This window comes from Streptomyces sp. NPDC037301, from assembly GCF_055602785.1.
The window spans coordinates 1-20,994 of record NZ_JBVJWD010000013.1; the positions used below are offsets into that span (position 1 = coordinate 1).

The 20,994-nt window shown below is 68.9% G+C and carries 17 protein-coding genes and 5 pseudogenes; 7 read left to right on the plus strand and 15 right to left on the minus strand.

Annotated elements, in window-relative coordinates; all coding sequences use genetic code 11:
* The coding region (locus ACZ7IB_RS21290; protein ID WP_470914521.1) for an IS701 family transposase at positions 1 to 1,250 on the plus strand (1,250 nt) is incomplete at its 5' end.
* 178 nt (positions 1,251 to 1,428) lie between these two features.
* On the opposite strand, the pseudogene ACZ7IB_RS21295 reads toward ACZ7IB_RS21290, so the two are convergent.
* Positions 1,429 to 2,825, minus strand: a pseudogene (locus ACZ7IB_RS21295) (IS1380 family transposase).
* Between the two features lie 109 nt (positions 2,826 to 2,934).
* Between ACZ7IB_RS21295 and ACZ7IB_RS21300 the strand changes: the two are divergent.
* Positions 2,935 to 3,351 (plus strand): annotated as a pseudogene (locus ACZ7IB_RS21300) (hypothetical protein); the annotation flags it as partial.
* A 150-nt stretch (positions 3,352 to 3,501) separates the two neighbouring features.
* Here the strand turns inward: ACZ7IB_RS21300 and ACZ7IB_RS21305 are convergent.
* The 4 genes from ACZ7IB_RS21305 to ACZ7IB_RS21320 form a co-directional block, all read right to left on the minus strand.
* Entirely contained in the window at positions 3,502 to 3,867 is a 366-nt protein-coding gene (locus tag ACZ7IB_RS21305; RefSeq protein WP_470914523.1) for a hypothetical protein, read from the minus strand.
* A 113-nt stretch (positions 3,868 to 3,980) separates the two neighbouring features.
* Positions 3,981 to 5,438 carry a helix-turn-helix domain-containing protein gene (locus ACZ7IB_RS21310; protein ID WP_470914525.1) on the minus strand — a complete coding sequence of 486 codons (1,458 nt, stop codon included), beginning with the start codon at positions 5,436 to 5,438 and terminating at the stop codon, positions 3,981 to 3,983.
* A 252-nt stretch (positions 5,439 to 5,690) separates the two neighbouring features.
* Positions 5,691 to 5,900, minus strand: coding sequence for a hypothetical protein (locus ACZ7IB_RS21315; RefSeq protein ID WP_470914527.1), 210 nt, complete (start codon positions 5,898 to 5,900; stop codon positions 5,691 to 5,693).
* 32 nt (positions 5,901 to 5,932) lie between these two features.
* On the minus strand, positions 5,933 to 7,195 hold the full coding sequence (locus tag ACZ7IB_RS21320) for a serine hydrolase domain-containing protein (protein ID WP_470914529.1): 1,263 nt from the start codon (positions 7,193 to 7,195) through the stop codon (positions 5,933 to 5,935).
* A gap of 158 nt (positions 7,196 to 7,353) precedes the next feature.
* Here ACZ7IB_RS21320 and ACZ7IB_RS21325 point away from each other — a divergent pair, with 158 nt between their 5' ends.
* From ACZ7IB_RS21325 to ACZ7IB_RS21335, 3 genes and pseudogenes are all read left to right on the plus strand, one after another.
* The gene (locus ACZ7IB_RS21325) at positions 7,354 to 8,505 is read left to right on the plus strand and encodes a sensor histidine kinase (protein ID WP_470914531.1); all 1,152 of its coding nucleotides are present in this window, start codon (positions 7,354 to 7,356) and stop codon (positions 8,503 to 8,505) included.
* Positions 8,496 to 9,179 (plus strand): response regulator, encoded by a 684-nt coding sequence (locus tag ACZ7IB_RS21330; RefSeq protein WP_470914533.1) that lies wholly within the window; start codon positions 8,496 to 8,498, stop codon positions 9,177 to 9,179. Before ACZ7IB_RS21325 ends, ACZ7IB_RS21330 begins: the two co-directional genes overlap by 10 nt.
* A gap of 61 nt (positions 9,180 to 9,240) precedes the next feature.
* Positions 9,241 to 10,449: pseudogene (locus ACZ7IB_RS21335) on the plus strand (IS3 family transposase).
* A 248-nt stretch (positions 10,450 to 10,697) separates the two neighbouring features.
* Here the strand turns inward: ACZ7IB_RS21335 and ACZ7IB_RS21340 are convergent.
* Entirely contained in the window at positions 10,698 to 11,336 is a 639-nt protein-coding gene (locus tag ACZ7IB_RS21340; RefSeq protein WP_470914536.1) for a hypothetical protein, read from the minus strand.
* A gap of 1,197 nt (positions 11,337 to 12,533) precedes the next feature.
* Complete coding sequence (locus ACZ7IB_RS21345) at positions 12,534 to 12,893, minus strand: transposase (protein WP_470914538.1); 360 nt, start codon at positions 12,891 to 12,893, stop codon at positions 12,534 to 12,536.
* 168 nt (positions 12,894 to 13,061) lie between these two features.
* Between ACZ7IB_RS21345 and ACZ7IB_RS21350 the strand changes: the two are divergent.
* Positions 13,062 to 14,334: pseudogene (locus ACZ7IB_RS21350) on the plus strand (IS1380 family transposase); the annotation flags it as partial.
* A 298-nt stretch (positions 14,335 to 14,632) separates the two neighbouring features.
* Here ACZ7IB_RS21350 and ACZ7IB_RS21355 read toward each other — a convergent pair.
* From ACZ7IB_RS21355 to ACZ7IB_RS21390, 8 genes and pseudogenes are all read right to left on the minus strand, one after another.
* Positions 14,633 to 15,298, minus strand: a complete 666-nt coding sequence (locus tag ACZ7IB_RS21355; protein ID WP_470914540.1) for a nitroreductase — start codon at positions 15,296 to 15,298, stop codon at positions 14,633 to 14,635.
* 63 nt (positions 15,299 to 15,361) lie between these two features.
* Complete coding sequence (locus ACZ7IB_RS21360) at positions 15,362 to 15,859, minus strand: hypothetical protein (RefSeq protein WP_470914542.1); 498 nt, start codon at positions 15,857 to 15,859, stop codon at positions 15,362 to 15,364.
* Positions 15,860 to 16,119: 260 nt separating this feature from the next.
* Positions 16,120 to 16,536, minus strand: a pseudogene (locus ACZ7IB_RS21365) (DUF5655 domain-containing protein); the annotation flags it as partial.
* A gap of 43 nt (positions 16,537 to 16,579) precedes the next feature.
* A complete protein-coding gene (locus ACZ7IB_RS21370) occupies positions 16,580 to 17,944 on the minus strand; it encodes a hypothetical protein (protein WP_470914544.1) in 1,365 nt (454 codons plus the stop codon).
* Between the two features lie 2 nt (positions 17,945 to 17,946).
* Positions 17,947 to 18,180: a hypothetical protein gene (locus ACZ7IB_RS21375; RefSeq protein WP_470914546.1), complete on the minus strand. Its 234-nt coding sequence runs from the start codon at positions 18,178 to 18,180 to the stop codon at positions 17,947 to 17,949.
* Positions 18,181 to 18,194: 14 nt separating this feature from the next.
* Positions 18,195 to 18,368: a hypothetical protein gene (locus ACZ7IB_RS21380; RefSeq protein ID WP_470914549.1), complete on the minus strand. Its 174-nt coding sequence runs from the start codon at positions 18,366 to 18,368 to the stop codon at positions 18,195 to 18,197.
* Positions 18,369 to 18,613: 245 nt separating this feature from the next.
* On the minus strand, positions 18,614 to 20,314 hold the full coding sequence (locus ACZ7IB_RS21385; RefSeq protein ID WP_470914551.1) for a hypothetical protein: 1,701 nt from the start codon (positions 20,312 to 20,314) through the stop codon (positions 18,614 to 18,616).
* A gap of 98 nt (positions 20,315 to 20,412) precedes the next feature.
* Positions 20,413 to 20,631: a hypothetical protein gene (locus tag ACZ7IB_RS21390; RefSeq protein WP_470914553.1), complete on the minus strand. Its 219-nt coding sequence runs from the start codon at positions 20,629 to 20,631 to the stop codon at positions 20,413 to 20,415.
* 170 nt (positions 20,632 to 20,801) lie between these two features.
* On the opposite strand from ACZ7IB_RS21390, the gene ACZ7IB_RS21395 reads away from it, so the two are divergent.
* The gene (locus tag ACZ7IB_RS21395; RefSeq protein WP_266364634.1) at positions 20,802 to 20,993 is read left to right on the plus strand and encodes a hypothetical protein; all 192 of its coding nucleotides are present in this window, start codon (positions 20,802 to 20,804) and stop codon (positions 20,991 to 20,993) included.
* Position 20,994 lies beyond the last annotated feature (1 nt).

Here is a 20,994-nt window from a genome sequence, read left to right on the forward strand (position 1 = left end):
GCTGGCGGCGTCCCGACGGACAGCAGCACCTGCTCGACCGGGCGAGGTGGGACGTTGACGAGCTGCGCGAGCGGGTCTGCCGTTACACGCTGGAGGGGCTGGCCGACGGGGCGGGCGGGGTGCTGGTCATCGATGAGACCGGGTTCGCGAAGAAGGGCGAGACGTCCGTCGGTGTCGCCCGGCAGTTCTCCGGCAGCCTCGGCGGTGTCTTCCCCTGCCAGATCGGTGTGTTCGCGGCCTGGGCCACCAGCCGTGGGGCGGCGCTGGTCGACCGGGAGATCTACCTGCCCCGCACGTGGGCCGACGACCGTGAGCGGCGTGTGACCGCGCAGGTGCCTGAGACCGTCGGGTTCGCCACCAAGCCCCGCCTCGCCGAGAAGATGATCGACCGGATCCGTCCCCTGCTCCCTGAGGGCACCTGGCTGGCCGCTGACGAGGTCTACGGCCGTGACGGTGGATTCCGCTCCTTCGCCGAGCGCCGTCACCTGCCCTACGTGGTCAACGTCTCCAGCGCCCAGACAGTGCTGCCCCGACCCGGCTGGCGGCGGATCGACAAGCTGGCCGCCGCGGCGGACGAGAGCGAGTGGCAGCTGATCGAGGCAGGCCCCAGCCGGACCGGCTCCCGCTGGTGGCAGTGGTGGATCCGCCCGGTCATCGACCCGGAGGAACCCATAGGCGCCGCGGCACCAGGGCAGCCCTGGTCCAGCCGCTGGATGATCGCCCGTCGCCGTCCGGAGCATCCCGACAAACGCGACTACTACCTGGCCTGGGGGCCCGCCGGTACCCCGCCACAGCACCTGGCCCAGGTCGCCGGCGCGCGCTGGAGGGTGGAGGACGCGATCAAACTCGCCAAGCACGAGTGCGGACTGGCCGACTACGAAGTACGCCACTGGCACGGCTGGTACCGCCACATCACACTCTCCATGCTGGCCGCCGCCTTCCTGGCAGTCCAGGCCGCCCACGCCTCAGACGACTCCCACACCCCCGTACCCCCGCGGCAGACCGCCGCCAACGAAGACGAAACAGCACCCGGAACGAAAAAGGGGAACGTCAGGACACCACCCGTCCCGCGCGACTCAGCCCCTACACCGCGGCCGAGATCCGCAAGCTCCTCACCCTCGTCCACCCACCAGCCCCACCGCGCAACGGCAGAGTTGCGCACGGCCTGCACTGGTCACACTGGAGACGGCAGCACCAGGCCATCGCCAACGAACACCACCGCAGACGCCGCAACCTCGAACTCGCCCTGAACTACAACTGAAGGGTTAGCCTGAATCCACCGCCTTGGATTGAAAAGGATCTTCTAACGGTTTTCTGAGCTGGTGCCGGGTCGGTGCTCGGTTTGGGGCAGGTGGTATCTGCTGGTCTGCCCAGCTTTTCCACGGTTTCGGTTCCGGTCGGGCCTTGAGGGCGGGGTGGACAGGGGTGTCAGATCAGTCCCGGTGGGCCGTGCGTGATGGCGAACATATGCGTCCAGGCTTGCTGCCAGGGCCAGTTGTGGGGCAGGTGCAGGGTGATGCGCCGTGCGGAGCGGGCGATCCGGGCCGGGACGTGGACCAGGTGGGCCCGGAGTGTGGCGGTGGTTGCCTTCGCGTGGAAGGCCGAGGTGTGTGCTCCGACGGCCCGCAGCAGGTTGTAGGCCATCGCCCACAGCGTGAGCCAGGCCGAGTTGGCGTGGAAGTGCCCGGAGGGCAGGTGGGCCAGAGCGCCGGCTTTGCTGTCCGCGATGACCTGTTCCACCACCGCGTGGTGGCGGTGTTCCCGTTCGGCCTGGAGTGTCCCGGCGGGGTTGTCGGTGAAGAAGAGGTGGTAGCGCCAGACGGGAAACAGCTTGCCTTGTTCTCCCACGACGGCGGGTTTGGCCAGGTCACGGACCCGGCGCACGATCAGCCGGGCCGCGACGCGCTCACTCTTCTGCGGCTGGCGAACGCGGTGTATGCGGGGGTCTCGGCGACCTCGGCGTCCGAGATGAGATCACCGGTGTCTGGATCTTCCACCGCGTTCGGGTAACTGATCTTCTGCCAGGCATCGTCGGGGATGCTGAGGACGGCCCGTTTGATGGACGGGTTCATGCCAGTGGTGATGGAGAAGCGGGCTCCGGCCCGGCGGCAGGCTGCGATCACACCGGCGTTGTAGAACTGGGAGTCCGCCCGCAGGATCCGTATGCCGGTGCAGCCCGCCTCGACGGCGGTGGCCAGGGCCTCGCTCACGAGTTTCGGGGCGCCGCGGGCGTCGGCTGCCTTGCCGCGGCGCATCCGGACCGCGGCGATCACCGGCCGGGAGTGCGGGGTGCAGATCGTGGCGAGCAGCGGGTGCAGGGTGCGTATCCCTTTGAACCGGCCGTACTCCGCGCCCTGCTTGGTGCGGCCGTAGACGCGTTTGTGGGTGGAGTCGACATCGATGAACGCCGTCACACCGGCGCCCGGCAGCAGCGGCGTGTGTGCGGCCAGCGCGCCGAGGAACCTGCGGTGCACGGCGTGGAGTTGGAGCGCATGGCCGTGGGTGAACGCGCGCAGGAACGTGCCCAGCGTGGACGGGGCACGGATACCGTCGAACACGGCGGGCATCGCACCGTGCCGCAGCAGGTGAAGGTCGTCGATGCTGTCCGCGCCTGCGGCCATACCGCCCACGATGCTGGTGACCTTGGCGTCCGCCGCCGCACCCGCGCCGTTGCCCGCCCCGGTCAGCTTCACCTTCTGCGCCGTCAGGCGCGAAAGACCGCACCGCTCGGCCAGCCGCATCACCGGGACCAGCCCCGCATACGCGATCAGATTCCGGTCATCGAACGCAGCAGAGACCGCCGCCGGGGTGTGGGAAACTTTCATCTACGAGGTGCCTTGCTGATAGTGCGTGATGGTGGTGTGGTAACTCCCATCTTCGCAGGTCAGCAGGCACCTCTCTTCATTTCTCCATCTACAGGACCCGGGACAGCCGGTGGATTCAGGCTTAGCGACGCGGCGCCGCAAGGCGGGCCCCCCGGCCCGGAGGCTCGGCGAGGCCGTGGCCGCCGCCGACCCGCTCGGGTCCGGCATCGGCGGCAGGTCGGCGGAGCTGGACATCGACGGCAAGCGGGTGTTCGTCAAGCGGATTCCCCTGACGGGCACCGAGATGCGGCTGGAGAACGCGCAGTCGACGGCAAACCTCTTCGGATTGCCGATGTTCTACCAGTATGGGGTGGGCTCGGCCTGGTTCGGGGCCTGGCGAGAGCTGGCCGTGCACGTCATGACCACCAACTGGGTCCTCGGGAACGACTACGAGGGCTTTCCGTTGATGTACCACTGGCGCATCCTGCTCGACTCCCCTCCCCAGGGGTTCGCCGACGAGTTCGGGAGCATTGACGGGGCGGGCGCGGGGCCGGGGCGCCGTTTCCGTCCTGTCGGACTCAGGACCGGCCCGGGTCCTACCGAAGGGCATGTGGCCATGCCGTTACGGATGGCAGCACGAAGGCCCGTACCGAGGAGACTTCTGCCACCCGATACAGGCCCTCGTGGTTATGCGGGATCAGTCGTTCCAGACGTCGCCCTTGAAGTCGCCGCCGGTACCACGCTCGTAGTAGCGCTGCCCGTACAGGCCGCCAACGCAGGTCTGCTGGTAGCGATAGGGGTTGGTGGCGATGGAGCCGACCATCACGCCCGTGTCGGCGTCCCACAGCTCGGCCCGGCCCCAGTAGCCGAGGGCCTTGTGCGTGCCGCCGAAGCAGACCTGGTGGTTGCCGTTGGCCGGGATGCTGCCGCTGGTGCACACGTTGCCGCCCCAGCTCTCGCAGGTCGCACTCGCCGCGCTCGCAGGCGAGGCAACGACCCCGATGGTCACGACGGCCATCGTGGAGGCCATCAGACCGAGTCGGGCGAATCGATTCTTCTTCACGTTCATTCCTCCGTTCGGCGAGCCGGCTGGAGCCGGCCTCGACGAGCTCAGCCTATGAACGAACGCCTACCCGCCGGTATCTCATCGGTGCACGGTTGCCGGGCAGGCGGCAGTCACGCATGCACGGTCGGGCTCTCCAGCGCGAGGAAGGCCAGCACGGCCTCGTACACGTCCGGGCCGCCCGCCGTCAGCTCCCTCCCCAGCAATGCCTCGGCGCTCCGCAGGTGCTCGCGGACCGTCTGGGGGTGGAGGCCGAGCCTTCCCGCAGTCGCCTCGACCCCGCAGTCGGCGCAGATCCAGGCTCTGAGCGTCCGGTGCAAGTCGCGGGCGTCGGTGTCGAGCGGGCCCAGGAAGTCCCGGGCCCACGCCCGCCCGGTATCCGTCCCTATCAGCGCCGGCAGGTCCGGGACCGGGCCGCAGCATCCCGGTGCGGTGGGCCGGCCCCCCAGTTGCAGGGCAACGTACAGAGCGGTGCGTACGTGTACGTCGTGCGGGTTCACGCCCAGGAGTTCACCTGCCCGCTTCATTCGCGACCGGACGGTGTTGCGGCTGACCCCCATGATCTTCGCTGTCCGCACGGCGGTGAATCTCAGCGCCAGGCCCATCGTCGACAGCATCTGGGCCCTGGCCCGCGCCGGCAGTGCGTCCAGCGGCCGCAGCAGGTGCGATGCCCAGCGTGCTGCCTCGGCAGTGGGCAGCAGATCCATCGGCTCCGTACGGGCAGTGTGGCCCGCGCGGCGGGCGGGCAGGTGCCGGGCGGCAACCAGGTTGCGGTAGGCGTCGCCGTAGGCCGTCGCCACGTGCGCCAGCGCGTGGTGGTGGCTGCGTCCCAGGATCACCCGCGGATGGCGGGCGACGTAGTCGGACAAGTCGCGTCCAACGCAGTCGGGAGCCCTCATGTCAGCGACGGGCACCACCACGATCACATGGTTGTCGAAGGCGGGACACGGGACTACGAGGGCCCGGCCGGCGGTCAACTCCGCACAGTCGCGGGCAACCTGGGCCCGTTCGGCCACCGGCATCTCCAGCAGGGCCATCCAGGCCCAGTCCGCGTCCAGCAGTCCCGGATTCATCCCGGCCGCAGTGCGCTGGGCCAGGACCACGTCCCCGCCCATCAGCAACTGCACCACAGCGGAGCGCAACTGGAGCGAACGCACCTCCCATTCCCGTCGCTCCGCTTCGGCCTCCGCCACCCGCAGCACCAAGTCGAGGACTACTGCGGCATGGCCCGCCAGCGCAGCATCCTCCCCGTCCAACGGGCAGGACCGGGTGATGACGAGGACGCGGAATGGTGGCTCACCGCCCAAGGCAACCACCCGGGTGTGGCCTCCCGGTCCGGAAACCACGGCCGACCCCAATTCCCCCCTGACCACAGCCCGCACCTCAGGTCTGCGGTCCGCCTCGCCGGCTCGGACGACCTCGGCGGTGCCCCCGAGTGTCCGGGCCAGCCAGATCGTGGTGCGGCGCGCCGCCGCCTCCGCTCCGTCGGGCCCCACACGCGCGTGCCGCAGGAGTTCCGTCAACCGTACGGTCGGCAGTATCGCGCCGCCTGCCGCCTTCGCTAAACCCATTCTGTGTCCATCTCCCCCGAAGAATTGCGCCGCACCGCACAGAGCCCCCGCCAACTTGAAGTCACAGGTCAAAGGGCTGGTGTGACGGTCGTCCGGAGTACTCGCGCTGGTCGTGTGCGGCAGGCGTCGGCCGGCAGCGCGGTACATGCAGACGTACTTGCAGTGCGGCAAGTGCGGATGCTCGGCACCTTCCTCACCGAGGATCCGACGGCGGCTCCTGGCTGATCCGCAACTGGGTGCTGCTGCCGGGGATCACGACGCCGGCTGGCTGGTCTCCAGCGTGCGGCAGGAGGAGAACGAGCGGTTGTACGTCACGCTGCACCAAGCCGTCCCGGACGGGATGCGCGGGGCACTGACGGGGTTGCTACTGGTGCCCGACGGTAAGGGGGTCTCGGAGCTGGAGCCGCTGCGGACCTCGCCGGCGACCTTCGCCTCGTTCAACTCGCCGACGACACCGTCCACCGTCGGCCATGCCCGGATGCCGGGAAAGACCGTTACGTGTCCTGCCCGCTGCCGGGGGTGTCGCACAGCGCGTGGTCGAGGAGGTTACTGGCGGCTTGCTCCTGTCGGAGTGCGTTGTCGGGCGAGTCGCCCAGAGCGGTGGACATGGAGACGGTGACGGCGCGGCTGCCGTCGTCGGTGGCGCCGTTCAGGGTGATGTAGCCGCCATCGCCTCCTTCGTGGCTCCAGTAGCTGCCGCCGCAGGACAGGGGCCGGTTGACCAGGCCGAGGCCGTAGCGTCCGTGTGGCCAGAACACCTGGATTTTCTCGTTGACCGGGACGGTGTCCTGCATCTCGGCCAGCCGTGCCTGGGGCAGCAGCTCGCCGCCGAGCAGGGCCTGGAAGAAGCGGTTGACATCCGCAGTGGTGGAGACGTAGCCGCCGGGGTCGGGGAGGATCACCTTGGTGACGTCGACCCGTTCGTCGGAGGGGAAGACCTGGTAGCCGTTGGCGTGTGGTCGGCGGAGTGTGGGCGTGCTGCCCGGCAGGTAGGTGTGGTCCATGCCGAGCGGTTTCAGGACCCGGTCCTCGACCTCCTGGTGCCAAGGGCGATCGGTGACCTTCTCGATGATCATGTCGAGCAGGGCGTAGCCGGTGTTGGAGTAGCTCCACCCGGTGCCGGGTGGGTCCGGGCGGTGCCTCATCGCCAGCGCGACGATCTGTTGGGGTGTGTAGGTGTCGTATCGGCGCTCGTAGTACTCCTGCCGGGTGGTGTAGCCGGGGAGATCGTCGTCGTGGATGCCGCTGGTGTGCTGGAGGAGTTGGCGGATGGTGATCCGGCGTCCGTCGTTGCCGTTGCCGTCCACCAAGCCGGGCAGCCAGCGGTCCACCGTGTCGTCGAGCGCCAGCTTGCGCTCGTCGACCAGTTGCAGGACCACGGTGGCCACAAGCGCCTTGCCGGTGCTGGCCATCCGGAAGTAGCCGTTGCGGGGCACCGGACGGTCCGTGCCCGCCTCGGCGACGCCGCTGGTGGCGACCAGATCCCGGCCAGGGCGGGTGGTCACCCGTGTCTGGACGCCGGTAACCCCCAGCGCCTGGATGGCGTCGGTGTCCCGGCGCAGATCGTCCTGCCGGTATCCGGGCGCGGTCGCTTCGTGCGCGTCGCCCAGCAGTGGGATGGCGACGGCCGCGCCGGCAATGACGAGGGTGGCCGCAGCGGCGGCCAGCCACCGTTTGCCGGTGCGGCGTTGCTGCCGATCGGGCTGGTCGGTTAGGTGCGGGTGGTGCGGCGCGGCGGTCGGGCTTGTGGATCTCATGCCCCCAAGCTAGGTAGGCATCGGGTTGCGGGTCGCTACCACAGACCGCCGGGTGAAAGGTACAGCTACCTGTAGTGCTGCAGGGTCGCCTGGTAACTAGGGTGAATCACGTGGGGCCTCCCACAATCCTCCGGTACGACAGAGGGAAAGCGAAACAAGTGCTCGGCGTACTCGGCGCGGCCCGCGCATGGTGGACCAAGACGTGGCACAACGGGCGTTACCTGCTGGGCACTTTGGTGGCCGCGGCGGTGGCGCTCGCCGCGGCACCCCTGCTCTGCATTCCGTCGCTGGCACAGCCCTGGGCGGAGCAGCATCGCCAGCGCGCCGGGGCGCTGCTGGGACAGCCGGTCGAGCCGCGTCCGCGCGCCACCCGCCACAACCTTGCATGGCTCGTGACGCACGTGGTCACCGGTCTACCGGCGGGCGCCTTTGCCCTGCTCTGCCTGGGCAGCCTGTTTCTCACTCCCGTCATCACAGTGTTGTGGTGGGCCTTTCCCGCGGCGCCGTGGCTGCCCGTGGTCAGCGTTCCGATCACCGGCTGGGGCGCCGCGTTGTCGCTCGGCCTGGTGAATCTCGTGTTCCTGGCGGCACTGGCCGCCACCTCCCTTCCGCTGCTCGCCCGAGCGCACGCCCGGTGCTGCCTCGCGGTCCTGGCACCTTCGCCCGCGGAGCAACTGGTCGAACGCGTCACCGAACTCACCCGGACACGTACAGACGTCCTGCAGGCGCACAGTGCGGAACTCCGCCGGATTGAACGAGACCTGCACGACGGCACCCAGGCCCGGCTCGTGGCCATCGCGATGCGGCTCGCCGTGGCCGGCGAAAGCTTCTCCGACGACCCCGACGCGGCCGCCGTTCTGGTACGGCAGGCCCACGCCGAGACCGAGGACACGATGACCGAGCTGCGCTCCGTCATTCGCACCATCTATCCCCCGGTGCTGGCTGACCAGGGCCTCTCCGGCGCGCTCGGCACCCTGGCCACCAGGGCCGGGGTGCCGACCCGCATCGACATCGGCCCGCTCGGTGAAATCCCCGCAGCGGTCGAAGCGGTCGCCTACTTCGCCGTCACCGAGGCACTGGCGAACATCGCCCGACACAGCCGGGCCACCAATGCCTCGGTTCGCGTCACCCGCAACGGCGCGCTGCTCTGCGCGAAGATCGCCGACGACGGGACCGGCGGAGCGGACGCCGCCCGAGGGTCCGGCCTGGACGGAATGCGCCGCCGCGCCGCCGCTCTGGACGGCACCATGAAGATCAGCAGCCCGTCGGGCGGGCCGACCGTCATCACCGTGGAGCTGCCGTGCGCGTAGTGATCACCGAGGACAACGTCCTGCTGTCATCCGGGCTCGAGCTCCTGCTCAACTCCCGGGGCTTCGAGGTCGTCGCGATCGCGGCCGACGCCCCCGGCTTCCTCAGCGCCGTCGAGACCCACCGACCGGACGTCACCATCGTGGACGTGCGGCTGCCCCCGACCTTCCGCGACGAGGGCATCCGGGCCGCAGTCCAGGCCCGCCGCGACCATCCCGGACTTCCCGTCTTGGTCCTGTCGCAGTACGTGGAGCAGGAATATGCGGGCCGCCTCCTCGCCGACGCCCGGGGCGGCATCGGATATTTGCTCAAAGACCGGGTGAGCCGCGTCGCAGAATTCACCGACGCACTGCGCCGTGTGGCTGGCGGCGGCACCGCCATGGACCCCGAGGTCATCGCCCAGCTCCTCGCCGCACGCGGCGATCCCGTCGATTCCCTGACCGCACGCGAGCGCGAGGTCCTCGCACTGATGGCCGAGGGCCACGACAACGCGACCATCGCCCAACGGCTCGTCATCACCGACAACGCCGTCCACAAACACATCGGCAACGTCTTCCTCAAACTCGGCCTGTCGGCCGGCGACAGCGGCCACCGCCGCGTCCGTGCCGTCCTGGCCCACCTCCGCCGCCATGGCGGTACCGCGTTCGACCCGACGACATCGCTCCCACTGAGGTGACCCCTGTGGTGTGGACACACCTGACAATGGATCTTGCTGATCCTGGAAGGTGTAGATCTACGTGGCACGGCCCTCGAAGTACAGTGCGGAGTTCCGGTCCGACGCGATCGCGTTGTGGCGGGCTTCGGCCGGCATGCGGACGTTCAAGGACGTCGCGGCTGATCTGAACGTCAACCCCGAGACGCTGCGGACCTGGGTGCGTGGTGCCGACGGTCGTCCAGTCGCCGCAGGCGCGTCGCAGGACACCGAGGCCGAGTTGGCCCGGCTGCGGGCGGAGAACGCGCGGCTGGCCAAGGCGGAGAAGGAATGGCAGCTGGAGCGGGAGATCCTGCGTCGGGCAGCGGCCTATTTCGCCCGGGAGATGAAGTGAAGACCGCCGCTTGGGACTTCGTCTCCACCCACGCCGAGATGTTCGGCATCAAGCGGATATGCCGGGTGCTGGAGGTCTCCCGCTCGGGCTACTACTCGGTGGATCACCGGCGCTGAGGCGCGGACGGGGCGGCAGTTCGAGGAGGACGCCCTGGTCGAGGAGATCCGCGAAATCCATGCCGAACACCGCGGGAACTACGGCGCGCTTCGAGTCCATGCCGAACTGCGCGGCTTCGGCCACACGGTCAACCACAAGCGCGTGGCCAGGCTGATGCGCAAGCACGGCATCGTCGGCCGTCACCTGTGGAAGAAGAAGCACACCACGATCCCGGACCGCCTCGCACCGCCAGTGGCGGACCTGGTCCAGCGGGACTTCACCGCCAGTACGCTGGACGAGAAGTAGTGCGGCGACATCACATATGTGCAGGTCGGAGCCGCGTGGCTCTACCTCGCTTGCGTCATCGATATCCGGTCGCGCCGCGTGCTCGGCTGGTCGATGGCCCCGCACATGCGGGCCGAGCTCGTCATCGACGCACTCCAGGCCGCGGTCGCGACCCGCGGCTGCAACGTGACCGGGGTGATCTTCCACGCGGACCGCGGATCGCCCAATACACCTCGGCCGCGTTCGCCCAGGTCTGCGACCTGCACGGCATCCGCAGAAGCATGGGCAGGGTCGGCTCCAGCTACGACAACGCCCTGGCCGAAAGTTTCTGGCAGGGACTGAAGCGAGAAACGATGTACAGGAGAGTGTTCGTGACGATGTCTCAGGCGAGGCTCGAGATATTCCGGTGGCTCACCTACTACAACGCCCGACGCCGACACAGCGCGCTCTCCTACCTCTCCCCGATTGGAATTCGAACAGCACCACCACAAGACAGCTAAACTCTCACTCGCAGCATGAACCCCTGTGTCCACACTCCGGGGGTCACCTCAGTACGGCTGTACACCGCCCTCGTCGACGCCTCCACGCACCTCCGCGGTCCCGAGCTGGATGTTCCGAGAAGGGATATCCTTGGGCCCGGGGCCGGACGAGAATCCCGGCCCGATTACGGCGGGCCGGGATTCTGTGTTGTGCGCCTGGCCAGAGGGCCCCGGCCCGATTACGGCGGGCCGGAGTTCTCCAGCATGCGCATCAGGCGGTCGCTGGTTTTAGTAATCGCCGAATTCGCCGCCCTCGCCCTTCTCGCCGTGGTGGCGCTTGATGACGCGGAAGCTGGCAATGACTCCGTTCTTGACCTTCACGCCGCCATTCATCTCCTCGTGGTGCTTCTTCTCGTGGTGCTCGCCGTTCTCGCAGTTCTCGTCCTCGCCCTCGCCCTTGCCCTCGCCCTTGCCCGGGCAGACGCCGTCGGCAGAGCTGTGCGGGCCGACGGTGGCGATGGGGGCGCCGTTGTCGCACACGGCTCCGCGGAATACCTCGACCTCGTTGCGGCTGTCATTGCGGATGTTGAAGCTCTTGGCGCCCAGGCCGCTGACGACGGTGATGCAGCCGTCGGGGCGGCCGGAGTATTCGCGCTCGTTGATGTGGATCCTGCCCTCCTCGTGATGGCGCTTGCCCTCGCGCTCGTTGCCCTCGCGCTCGTTGCCCCGGCGCTCGTTGCCTTCGTTGCCCTTGCCCGTGTTGCCGCCCTCCCCGCCCATGAGGGCCTGGGCGGGGACGGCGACCGGGGCCACCTGGGCCTGGGCCTGGGGGGCGGCGACAGCGGAGGCGTAGGTGATGCCGGTCGCGGTCAGTGCCGCGACGGCCGCGACGGCCGCGGCGATCGCGTGGGAACGGGTCATGATCATGTCGCTTGTTCTCCTTCTCAGACTCAGAGACAGTCCCGCTGTGACAGCCGGTGCGTGATTGAACGTACTAACACCCCCTATTCCTGTCATATCGAGCAACTCGGAACCTCGGCTCCGTGGGGCTGATCGGGTATGCAGAGCCCCTTTGCGGCGCCCCGAAGAAGAGCTGACTGACCGTCAAAATTACGTTGTGCTTGGGAGATTGAAAGACCATTAGCCCTTGCAGGTGATCTTCTGACGTCCACTCACCCACTGTGGCGATGGGTCGCCGGAAAGTGTCGGCAAGTCGCTGCTTGACATGTGACCTGTCGTAGGTTCTAAGGAGGCCACATGAACGGTGGCTGTCCGACGAACGTGACCGCGCATAGCAGGGTTCTTCCAAGCCGGACGGTGACCAATGCCGGCGGGCACGGCCTACCAGCCGCGGCCTGGGCCGACCGCCCCGAGGACCCGAGCGGGCAAGCGCTTCGACAAGTACGCCCGGTTCTTCAAGAAGAAGGAGAAGGACACCGACGGCATCGACAAGCCGCTGTGGCGCACCCGCTGGTCCGCGCCCGCCTCGGAGAGGTACGAGCGCGTGCACCCTCCGGTCCTGCTCGTCTTCCACCAGGTCGGCAAGCGCTCCGCCAGAAGCTGGTCAAGGGCGCATCGTCCCCGGACGATCCGGCCCTGGCCGACTACTGGGCCGAGCGGCGACGCAAGAGCACACCCCCGCCGCTGGACCGGGCCACCCTGCGTCTGTTGCAGACACAGAAGGGCCACTGCCAGCTCTGCGGGCAATTGCTGCTGCACGCCGACCGATCTCCGCAGTCCCCGACCAGGTGGGAGCAATGGCTCCGTAGCACCCGGAAGGCGATCAAGGCGCGACACATCGCCTATCAGGGAGAGAAGACACCGGAGGGGATCCAACTCCGCCTCGCTCACGCCTCGTGTCTGCGACGCGCGACCGTGTCGGGAAACGAGGTCGCCCTGCAGTCCCAAGAGCCTTCAGGGCTTGCTTGAGCCGTATGCACGGATGACGCGCACGTACGGTTCTGAGCGGGGCCCTGGTGCAGCAAACCCCCGTCGGCACAAGCCGACGGGGGTTCGTGACCTCTCACACTGCCCCTATGACAGGGGGGTGTGAGAATGTGGGCCGGATCAGGTGAAAGACCTCTCGGGCGACGTAGCGTTTGAGACACCCCATGCCGTTTGAGGTCAAGCGGCATGGAGGTGTGCGTGGTGCGACCATGTGGTCGCTTCGTCGTAGAGGGTGCGGGCCTTGAGGCAGCCGTGGAGGATGCCGACGAGGCGATTGCCGAGCTGTCGAAGGGCGGGGTTGTAGCCGACATCGCGTGCACGCTGCTTGTCGTAGTAGCGGCGGGCGCCTGGTGAGTTGCGTAGGGCGGAGAATGCCTGGGCCTGGAGGGCGTCGGCGAGGCGGTTGTTGCGGACGTAGCGGGCCTGGACGGTGTGGCTCTTGCCCGAGGCGCGGGTGACTGGGCTGGTACCGGCGTAGTTCTTGCGTGCCTTCGCACTGGCATATCGGTGGGGGTCGTCACCGAATTCCGCGGGCACCCGGGATCTCTGCGATGCCCGGCATCGAGAGGTAGATCTCAGCGTCCGGGTGTGCCAGAAAATGCGCCTTCACCTGCTCTTCCATCGCAGCGATCTGCTCGTTGAGCGCAGTGATCAAACGTGCGTGGGCGGTGGCGGTGGCTGCATGGGCGGTGGTGACCTGTTCAGGCAGGCGTTAGGCCGCGCGGGACCGGCCACGAACCGGGCCGGATCATGACGGACCTCGCGGTGATGCTTGCCGACGGTGGCGAGGCCATTACGGATCTGGCCGTACTGCGGGGCCAGGCCGAGGTGTTCGGCCCGGTCGCCTCCACACCCACGGCCTGGCGGTTGCTCGCCGACACCGACAACGCCGCACTCGCTTCGCTGCGAGCGGCCCGCGCCTCAGCCCGGGAAGTCGCCTGGATGCAGGTCGTCGAGACCGGCGAGGGCACACCCGCTGTCCGGGCCGGCGGACGAGAGCTTCCCGGCCAGGTCCTGGACCTCGACGCCACGCTGATCACCTGCCACTCGGAGAAGGAACAGGCCGCACCCACCTATAAGGGCGGCTTCGGCTTCCATCCACTGCTGTGTTTCCTCGCCAACACCGGCGAGGCCGCGTCCGGCCGGCTGCGGCCCGGCAACTCCGGAGCCAACACCGCCGCCGATCACATCGCGGTGTTGGACGGCGCCCTCGTGCAGATCCCCGACGCTCACCGGCACGGCACCGCGATCCTGGTCCGCGCCGACAGCGCCGGATCCGCGAAAGCCTTCCTCGCCCATATCCAGACCTTGCGCGAGCACGGCCTGGGCCTGCGATTCTCGGTCGGATACGCGGTCACTGAGCCGGTCCGCCGTGCGATCCGCTCGCTGCCTGAGCAGGTCTGGCATCCCGCCCTGGACCAGAACGGGACACTGCGCGACGGCGCCGAGGTCGCCGAGCTGACCGGCATGGTCGACCTTGCCGGCTACCCGCGCCGGCACCCGCATCATCATGCGCCGAGAGCATCCGCACCCCGGAGCACAGCTGTCCCTTTTCGACCAGGACGAGGGCCTGCGACACCAGATATTCTTTACCGTTACCCCTTACCTCGGCAGCGGCTCCGCGCAGTTCCTGGAGGTCCGCCACCGCGGACACGCCACCGTCGAAGACCACATCCGCTGCGGGAAGACCACCGGCTTCGGCTGCTTCCCCTCCCGCCACTTCACCATCAACGCCGCCTGGCTCGAACTCAGCCTCGCAGCCATCGACCTCCTCGCCTGGACCCGCGTGCTGCTGCTGGACGGCGACCTGGCCGCTGCCGAACCCAAGAAGCTCCGCTACCGGCTGCTGCACGCAGCCGCCCGCCTCACCCGCGGCGGACGCCGACTCCATCTACGAATATCAGCGACCTGGCCCTGGAGACACGAACTGGCCACGGCCTTCCACCGCCTCGCCGCACTACCCCGCCCCGTCGGCTGACCGGCGAATCCCCAACCCTCCATGACCCGAAGGACCTTGGAGAACCCGACCACCGCGCCGGGCCTTCGCGATGCCCACCCTCGCCCAGCACTCGACAATCAACGCCGACGACACCAACCCAATTCAGCCGACCTCAACTGAAACGCGAAGGCTAGAGACCGTGATCAATCTCAACGCCAACGGCTGTACCGATGTCCCAAGGCCGTAATCTCAGCTCGTATGAGTGGCCGGGCCGGACGGCCCCTATGAGGGACCGGGGCTCATAGGGTCTGGCCCGTAGATCTTGACCGCCTGACGGTCACGCTCCGATGAAGCTCACTGTTTCCGTCATGCCCGCGCGCTCGGTACGCAGCCGTGGCACGTCTTCCTTCTCGAACCCCACCGAGACACCGCAGAACAGTGCGAGCCTGTCATCGGCTCCGACTGTGCGGCTGACGGTCTTGCGATACATCGTCCACATCACCTGGGGACAGCTGTGCAGCCCTTCCGCCCTCAGCAACAGCATGACCGTCTGTAGGTACATCCCCGCGTCCCCCCACTGCCCGGGCCCCATCGTCCGGTCGAGGTAGCAGAACAGTACGACCGGCGCCCCGAACGCCTCCGAGTTCAAGGCGGCGATCTTCATGGGCCTGTCGGGGTCGTCGCGCTCGATTCCCAGCGCTTTGTACCGCTGGGCAGCAGCGGCGGAAAAGCGGTCCAGATACGGCGAGGTCAGTTCTGCCGGGTACATCGGATACTCCCGCTCATCACCCGGGTCTCCTGCCAGTGCCCTGGCCGTCGCGTGCTTCTTCAGTTCGGCCAAGGGCTCACCGGCCACAACGTACAGATGCCACGGTTGGAGGTTCCCGCTCGATGGAGCCCGCGTCGCCGCGGTCAGCACTCGTTCGAGTACTTCTTTGGGCACGGGCTCATCGCTGAACGCCCGCACGGCCCGGCGACTGTCCACGGCTTCATACACATCCACGTCTTCTCGGCCTCTCACTCAACGACGACCACCTCTCTACCGTCCAGCACGCGCAAGAGGAGTTTATCGGCGGGGCAGAGGGACGACGCCTGCAGCGCCGATGGGGTTGATCGTGCTCAACTGGCGTCGAAGCCGGTGAAGTTCGTCGTCTTTGGCGACCAGGGCCGGCAGGAACACTTGATGGCGTTCCTTGAGTTGGGTGAGTTCGGTGTGGGTGCGAGCGAGTTTGCCGGTGAGTCGCTGGTTGTGTGCTCGCAGGCGGACGATTCGGGCCTCGCGCGGGTCAGGCTGCTGGCCGGCGGGCCGTCGTTGTTCGAACTCGTCCTTGAGGCGCCCCCAGGTCCGGTAGAGGGTTGCACGGGAGACACCGGCTTCGCGGGCGAGGGCCTTGACGTCGCAGGCTTTGTTTGCCGGGATCTGCCCGCCCAGCATGCGGTCGATAGCCGCGCGGATCCGCCGCTCGGTCTGCTCGCGCTGTTCGGGGGTGAGGGCCCCGTCATTCGACCTTTCCGCTGGCCTTGTCGATTTCTTCCAGGACGCGCTGGGACCGCTCGTGCTCACTTCGCAGGCGCGCCTTCTCTCCGGCGGGAATGCGGGGGCTGGTCAGTAGTGCGGTGCCGTTGTCGGTTGCCGTCTGCCGTCTGCCGTCTGCCAGACGGATCGGTGGACGAGGTGGTGTGTTGCTTGCGGACAGCGGGCGCTGTCGCACAGCCCGGTCAGCGGTGCGTTCGCGGACTTGGCGCCGCCGAGCTTGAGACACAGCGCCTTCCCCGGGGCTTCGAACCAGCAGTGGTTCGCGGCGGACAGGTGCAGGGACGCAGCGCACGCTCCACGTCCCTCGACGTGCGGAGCTGCACCTCCAAGTCGCCCGTCCCGTGATGGCCGAGCCCGGACACGTCCCGGGTGACCCCGGGAACGAGGTCGACGTCCTTCGGGTCGGCCTTCAGGTAGACCGGGAGCTTGCTCCGCTGGGGCGGGCAGACGCAGGCGAAGTTCCGCAGACGCTGATACGCCCGGTACTGCTTGCGCTCAACGCGGTTCACGCCGTCCCCGAGGCCGAGCAACACCTCATCCACCGCGTTCGCCAGCTCGACCATCGACGCGCCCTGGACGTCGGCTGCCGCCCCTGCGACCGTCTGTCGGCGCGTACGCCGGGCTACCTGCGTCCCTCCGCTCACAGATGCCACGGTCTCAAGGCCGAGCAGGTCGTTGTCGAAGAGTCGGTAGCGGACCAGGTCGCCGGCGGCCAGGGCAAGAGTGGGGTGCCGTCGCAGGAGCGGGTCAAGATGCCGGGTGGCCCCGGTGGGGCCAACGGTGGGCCGCCTCGATCACGACGGACAGGGCCTGGCGGGTGTACGCGGCCGGCGCGCTGTCCTGGTCGCCGGGTGCCAACAGGTGGGCAGGCGCGGTGATCGTCCAGGGGTCGGTGGCGTGGCGTCCGAACTCCACTTCGCGGCCGGGCAGTGTCAGAGCGAGATAGTCCTCCCCGAGGCGGTCGGGGTAGAGCGGGTCGAGTACCAGGCCGGGTTCCGTGGGCGGGTAACAACGGCTGTGGTCCTCGATCAACGGCCCGCTGGCCGCCGCGCTGCCGGCGACACCGGCGCGGGCCAGGGCCGTTGCGGCGTCGGCGAGGGACAGGGAACCGGTGAGGGTGGCCACGTACACCACCCGGCCCATGCTCTGCTCGGTCGTGCTCACGGGTCCGTGGCCCTGGTCGTGTGCGGAACGCCAGTAGTCGTGTTCACGGTCCAACAGGTACGAGGAGAGGCTCGCCTGGCCGCTGCCGGTCGGGGGCGCCTGCCCGCGGGAGGCGGCGTCCACGAAGACGAGGGCGCGCATGTGCACAGTCAAGGTCAGGGCGAACAGCGGGGCATCGAGGCGGTCGGGCACGCCGATCCGGGCAGGGGAGCCGAGGCCGAAGATCTCGGCGAACCGGTCGCGGGCGGCGATGTACATGCCGGCACGTACGCCGGGGGCGTCCGGCAGCGCCTTGAGCCCGAGGGCCTGGACGTCGAGGATGTCGAGCTTCGCGAACTGGTGCACCAAGCCTTGCCACCAGGTGCCGACGTGGCGGGACACCAGCAGGATGCGCAGCCGGTCACGGGCGGCGTCACGGTGCTGGCGCACCAAGGTGATCAGGTCCTCCATCGGCCAGCGCTCGGCATGGTCCACGACCATCACCAGGCCGGGAGGCCGCACGGTCAGGGTCTCGTCTCCACCTCCGGCCGAGGCGACCTCGCTGCGGTGGCGCGCCAGCGCCACGGCCCACCCGGCCCGGGAGGAGCGCGCGGCCAGCTCTGCGGCCAGGCGGGGCTTGCCCGACCCGCCCTCGGCATGGACCAGGCGTACGGACAGGCCTGGCGACGCGTCGTCGCGCCAGGACTCCAGAAGTGCCGGCTCAGGGCGGGGGAAGAAGGGAACCACGCGGTGCCGGGCGGCCAGCAACCGGCTGGGCACCCGGGCCAACCAGGCGGGCACGGCGGCCGGGGCGGTGAAGGGGAAGGGCTCCACCTGGTAGGGCGGGGTGCCACGGTAGATGTAGTTGTACTGGTCCCCGTGCTGCACTGCGTTTACCCGGCCGTCGCCCGTGTCCGTGATGATCTGGGTGTACACGATGCTGTCCTGCGGATCGTCCGGTAAGTCCACGGTCAGCCCGTCTCTTCGGGCGCCAGGCCCGCCACGCGCCGCGCACGCGGGGAGTCCATGTAGTGGACGGGCTGGGTGCCGTGCTGCACGGCGTTGACCACGCCGTGGTCACGGGCGGTGTTGTGCTGGACCCACTCGTCCAGCGCCGATGGCAGTTCGGACCGGATCTCGGCCGTCTCCGCCCTCAGGTCCGCAGCCGCGTCGGGGTGCGCGGTCAGGAGCCTTCGCAGCTCCAAATGCCACAGTCCGATCAGGGCCCTGCGGGAGCGCTCGGCATCCTGGTCCTGGGTGACAGGGCCGAGGTGGCGTCCAGTTGTGCCTCGATCTGGGCCTGCAGGTCGGGGCTGCGGCGGTGGAAGAGTGCCGCGACGTCAAGGTGCTTGCAGCTTGCCTCCCGGCCCGCGACGCTGCTGGTCAGCTGCATGACGGGTAGCTCCCCGGAGGCCGGATGCTTCTATTTTTTTACCGACAAGCGGAAGGTCTGGAAGGGCGGCCGGGCGAGCCCGTGGCGCCACAGCGGCACGGGTGCGGCAGGTGCCCTGATTCCCGGAGGTGAAGGCCTCCTGGGGATCGGGGCGCCTGCCGCGTTCGTACGTTGCGCGGGGCGCGGGCGGACCGGTCCGCCGGCCGGTTACGCAGCCGGTTTCTCAGTGGTGTCGAGCCGGTTTCTCAGCCGGTGCAGGTCACCTTCAGCGCGGATATCGCGTGGTGCTCGTAGTTGTTGTCCTCGCCCCGGTCGTGCAGTTGCACGGAGAGCTTCTTGGCGTCGACGGAGAAGGTGCCCGGCACGTTGTACCAGGTGCCGCGACGCTCCTTCTGGCGGACGTAGTAGGAGCCGACCAGGTTACTGGTCCTGGGCAGGAACCGGTCGTACACGGTGTAGTAGCTCGGGTTGCCACCGACCCGTACGATGTCGGAACTCCCGGGCACGTGGACGGAGATGCTGCACTTCCTGGCGGTGGCGGGCAGGTCGAACAGCCAGGTCGCCGATCCGCCCGAGTCCTTGGAGGAACTGCCGGACATGGGCATGGAAAGGTACTTCCCCGCGCAGCCGTAGCCGCCGAAGCCGCCGCTGTGGGTGGCCCAGCCCTCCTTGCCGTCGCTGTAGTAACCCGACTTCTGGAAGCGCTGGGTGGGGCACTCCGGTCCGGACACGCCGCTGTACACCACGGCGGGCGCCGACTTGGGCGCCGAACCGGCCGAGGGGGCCTTGGTGGGAGTGTCCGAGCCCGTGCCGGCGGGGGCCTTGTCGCCGGAACCGCTCTTCGCCGTCTTGTCGGCCGCACCCGTGGTGCTGCCCTTGCTGCCCTTGGCGCCCTTGGTCTCCGCCTCGGCCGACCCGTCCGCGGGCTTCCGCCCGTCCCCCGTGTCCGCGCGTACGTCACCGACGGGGCCCCTGTCACCCCGGGCCGGGGTAACACCCTGCTTGTCGCCACCGGCGGCCCGCTTGCCCTCGGGGCTGTCGGGGTCGGTGCCCGGTACGTAACCACCGGCCCGGCCGTCCTCCTTCCATGCCGCCGCCGCTTCGCGGCTCTCGGGCTTGGCCTCGTCCTTCTGGGCGCCCGCCACGACGAACGGGGTCGCCAGAAGCAGCGCACCGGCGAAGGCTGCCGCGACCACCATCGGGCGCGACACCCGGCCGGGGCGCTCCGGGGCGCCGCCCTCCCCTGCCGCGGCACCGCCGGGAGGGCTGGACGAAGACGCGGCGGAGACGGCGGCCGTGGTGGTGGCCCGACCGGCCGCGACGGCCGCCGTGGTGGAGCCGGCCGTCGCGGCAGCGGCAGCCGGCTCCGTGGCGGTCCTCTCGGAAGCGGTCTCCTCGGAAATTGCCTCCTCCGATGCGGAGCGCCCCCCTGCGGGCGTCGGTTCCGCGGCGGCCGTGGCGGACGACGACGTGCTCGCCTCGGCCGTCTTCCCGGCGGTGCTCTCCGCGACACCCGACGAGGCCGCGGAGGCAGTGCCCGCAGCAGTGGTGGTGGCGGTGGTGGCCACCACCGCGGTCTTTCCGGCCGTCGGTGCCGCCTCTTCCTGGGCAACCGCCGAGTCCTCACCGCCCGGTTGTTCCTCGGGCTCGGACGTGGTCCTGCCGATGGAGACCCCGGCCGCGTGCACCACCGCCGGGGCCTGGGCCGCGGGTTCCTCGGCCTCCTCCGGGCCGGACTTCGACGAGGTCGGTGTCCGCGCGCCGCCGTCCTTGCCGCCGGTGACCGAAGTGCCCCCGCCCTCTGTCACCGTGCGGGACGAGGGCGCGGACGGGGCGCCTATGCTCCCGGGAACCGCGCCCTGCGAACTGTCCGGAACCGTTCCGCCCGAGGCCCCGCCCCGGCCGTTGCCGGACTCGCTCTCCTCGCTGGACCGCTCTCGCTTCACAGGTCGCCCCTCTTTCCCTGTCATTGATTCTCTTCATTCTCTTCGTTTGCTGATGAGAGCACTCGATACCCGCCCGCACCAGGCGATGTGACGGCATGTCACATCTGCTCGTAACCCTGGTTCTCGTTTTCGGCCGTCAGCCAGTCCATGGCGTCGTGCAAGTGCCTTCCCTGGCGCTGGAACCGCGGGAACTCGCCGCGTATGTGGTTCATCACCCCGAACTCATCACGCAGGTGGACATTGAGCACCTGGAGCAGGGGGATCGGCCCCGAGGACGCCGGGCCCGACAACTTCATGGCCTCCAGGGTATCGAGCATTTCGATGTTGTCGGTGACCTTCGAGTGGCTCCCCCGCCACGATCCACGCACCGCGGCGCTGTGCGACGGGGTCCGCGAGCAGACCCAGCACACCTCTGACGCCGTCGGAGGTGTTCGACAGTCCGGCGTGGCCGACCTCGGTGTCGGGCGCGTACCGGAGACGTCCGGGTATGGCACGTGCCGCGTCCGTCACCACGCTCCCGCCGTCGCCACTGCGGATCTTCGCCGTCTCGCACGCGACCAGTACGACCGGAGCCGGGGGCTGCGCCGGGTCCCTGAGCGTCTCCATGGAACGCGCGAAGCCGACGACATCGGGCGAGGCATCCCGGGGCGCCCAGTGCTGCGGGGTGTGTGACGCGTAGC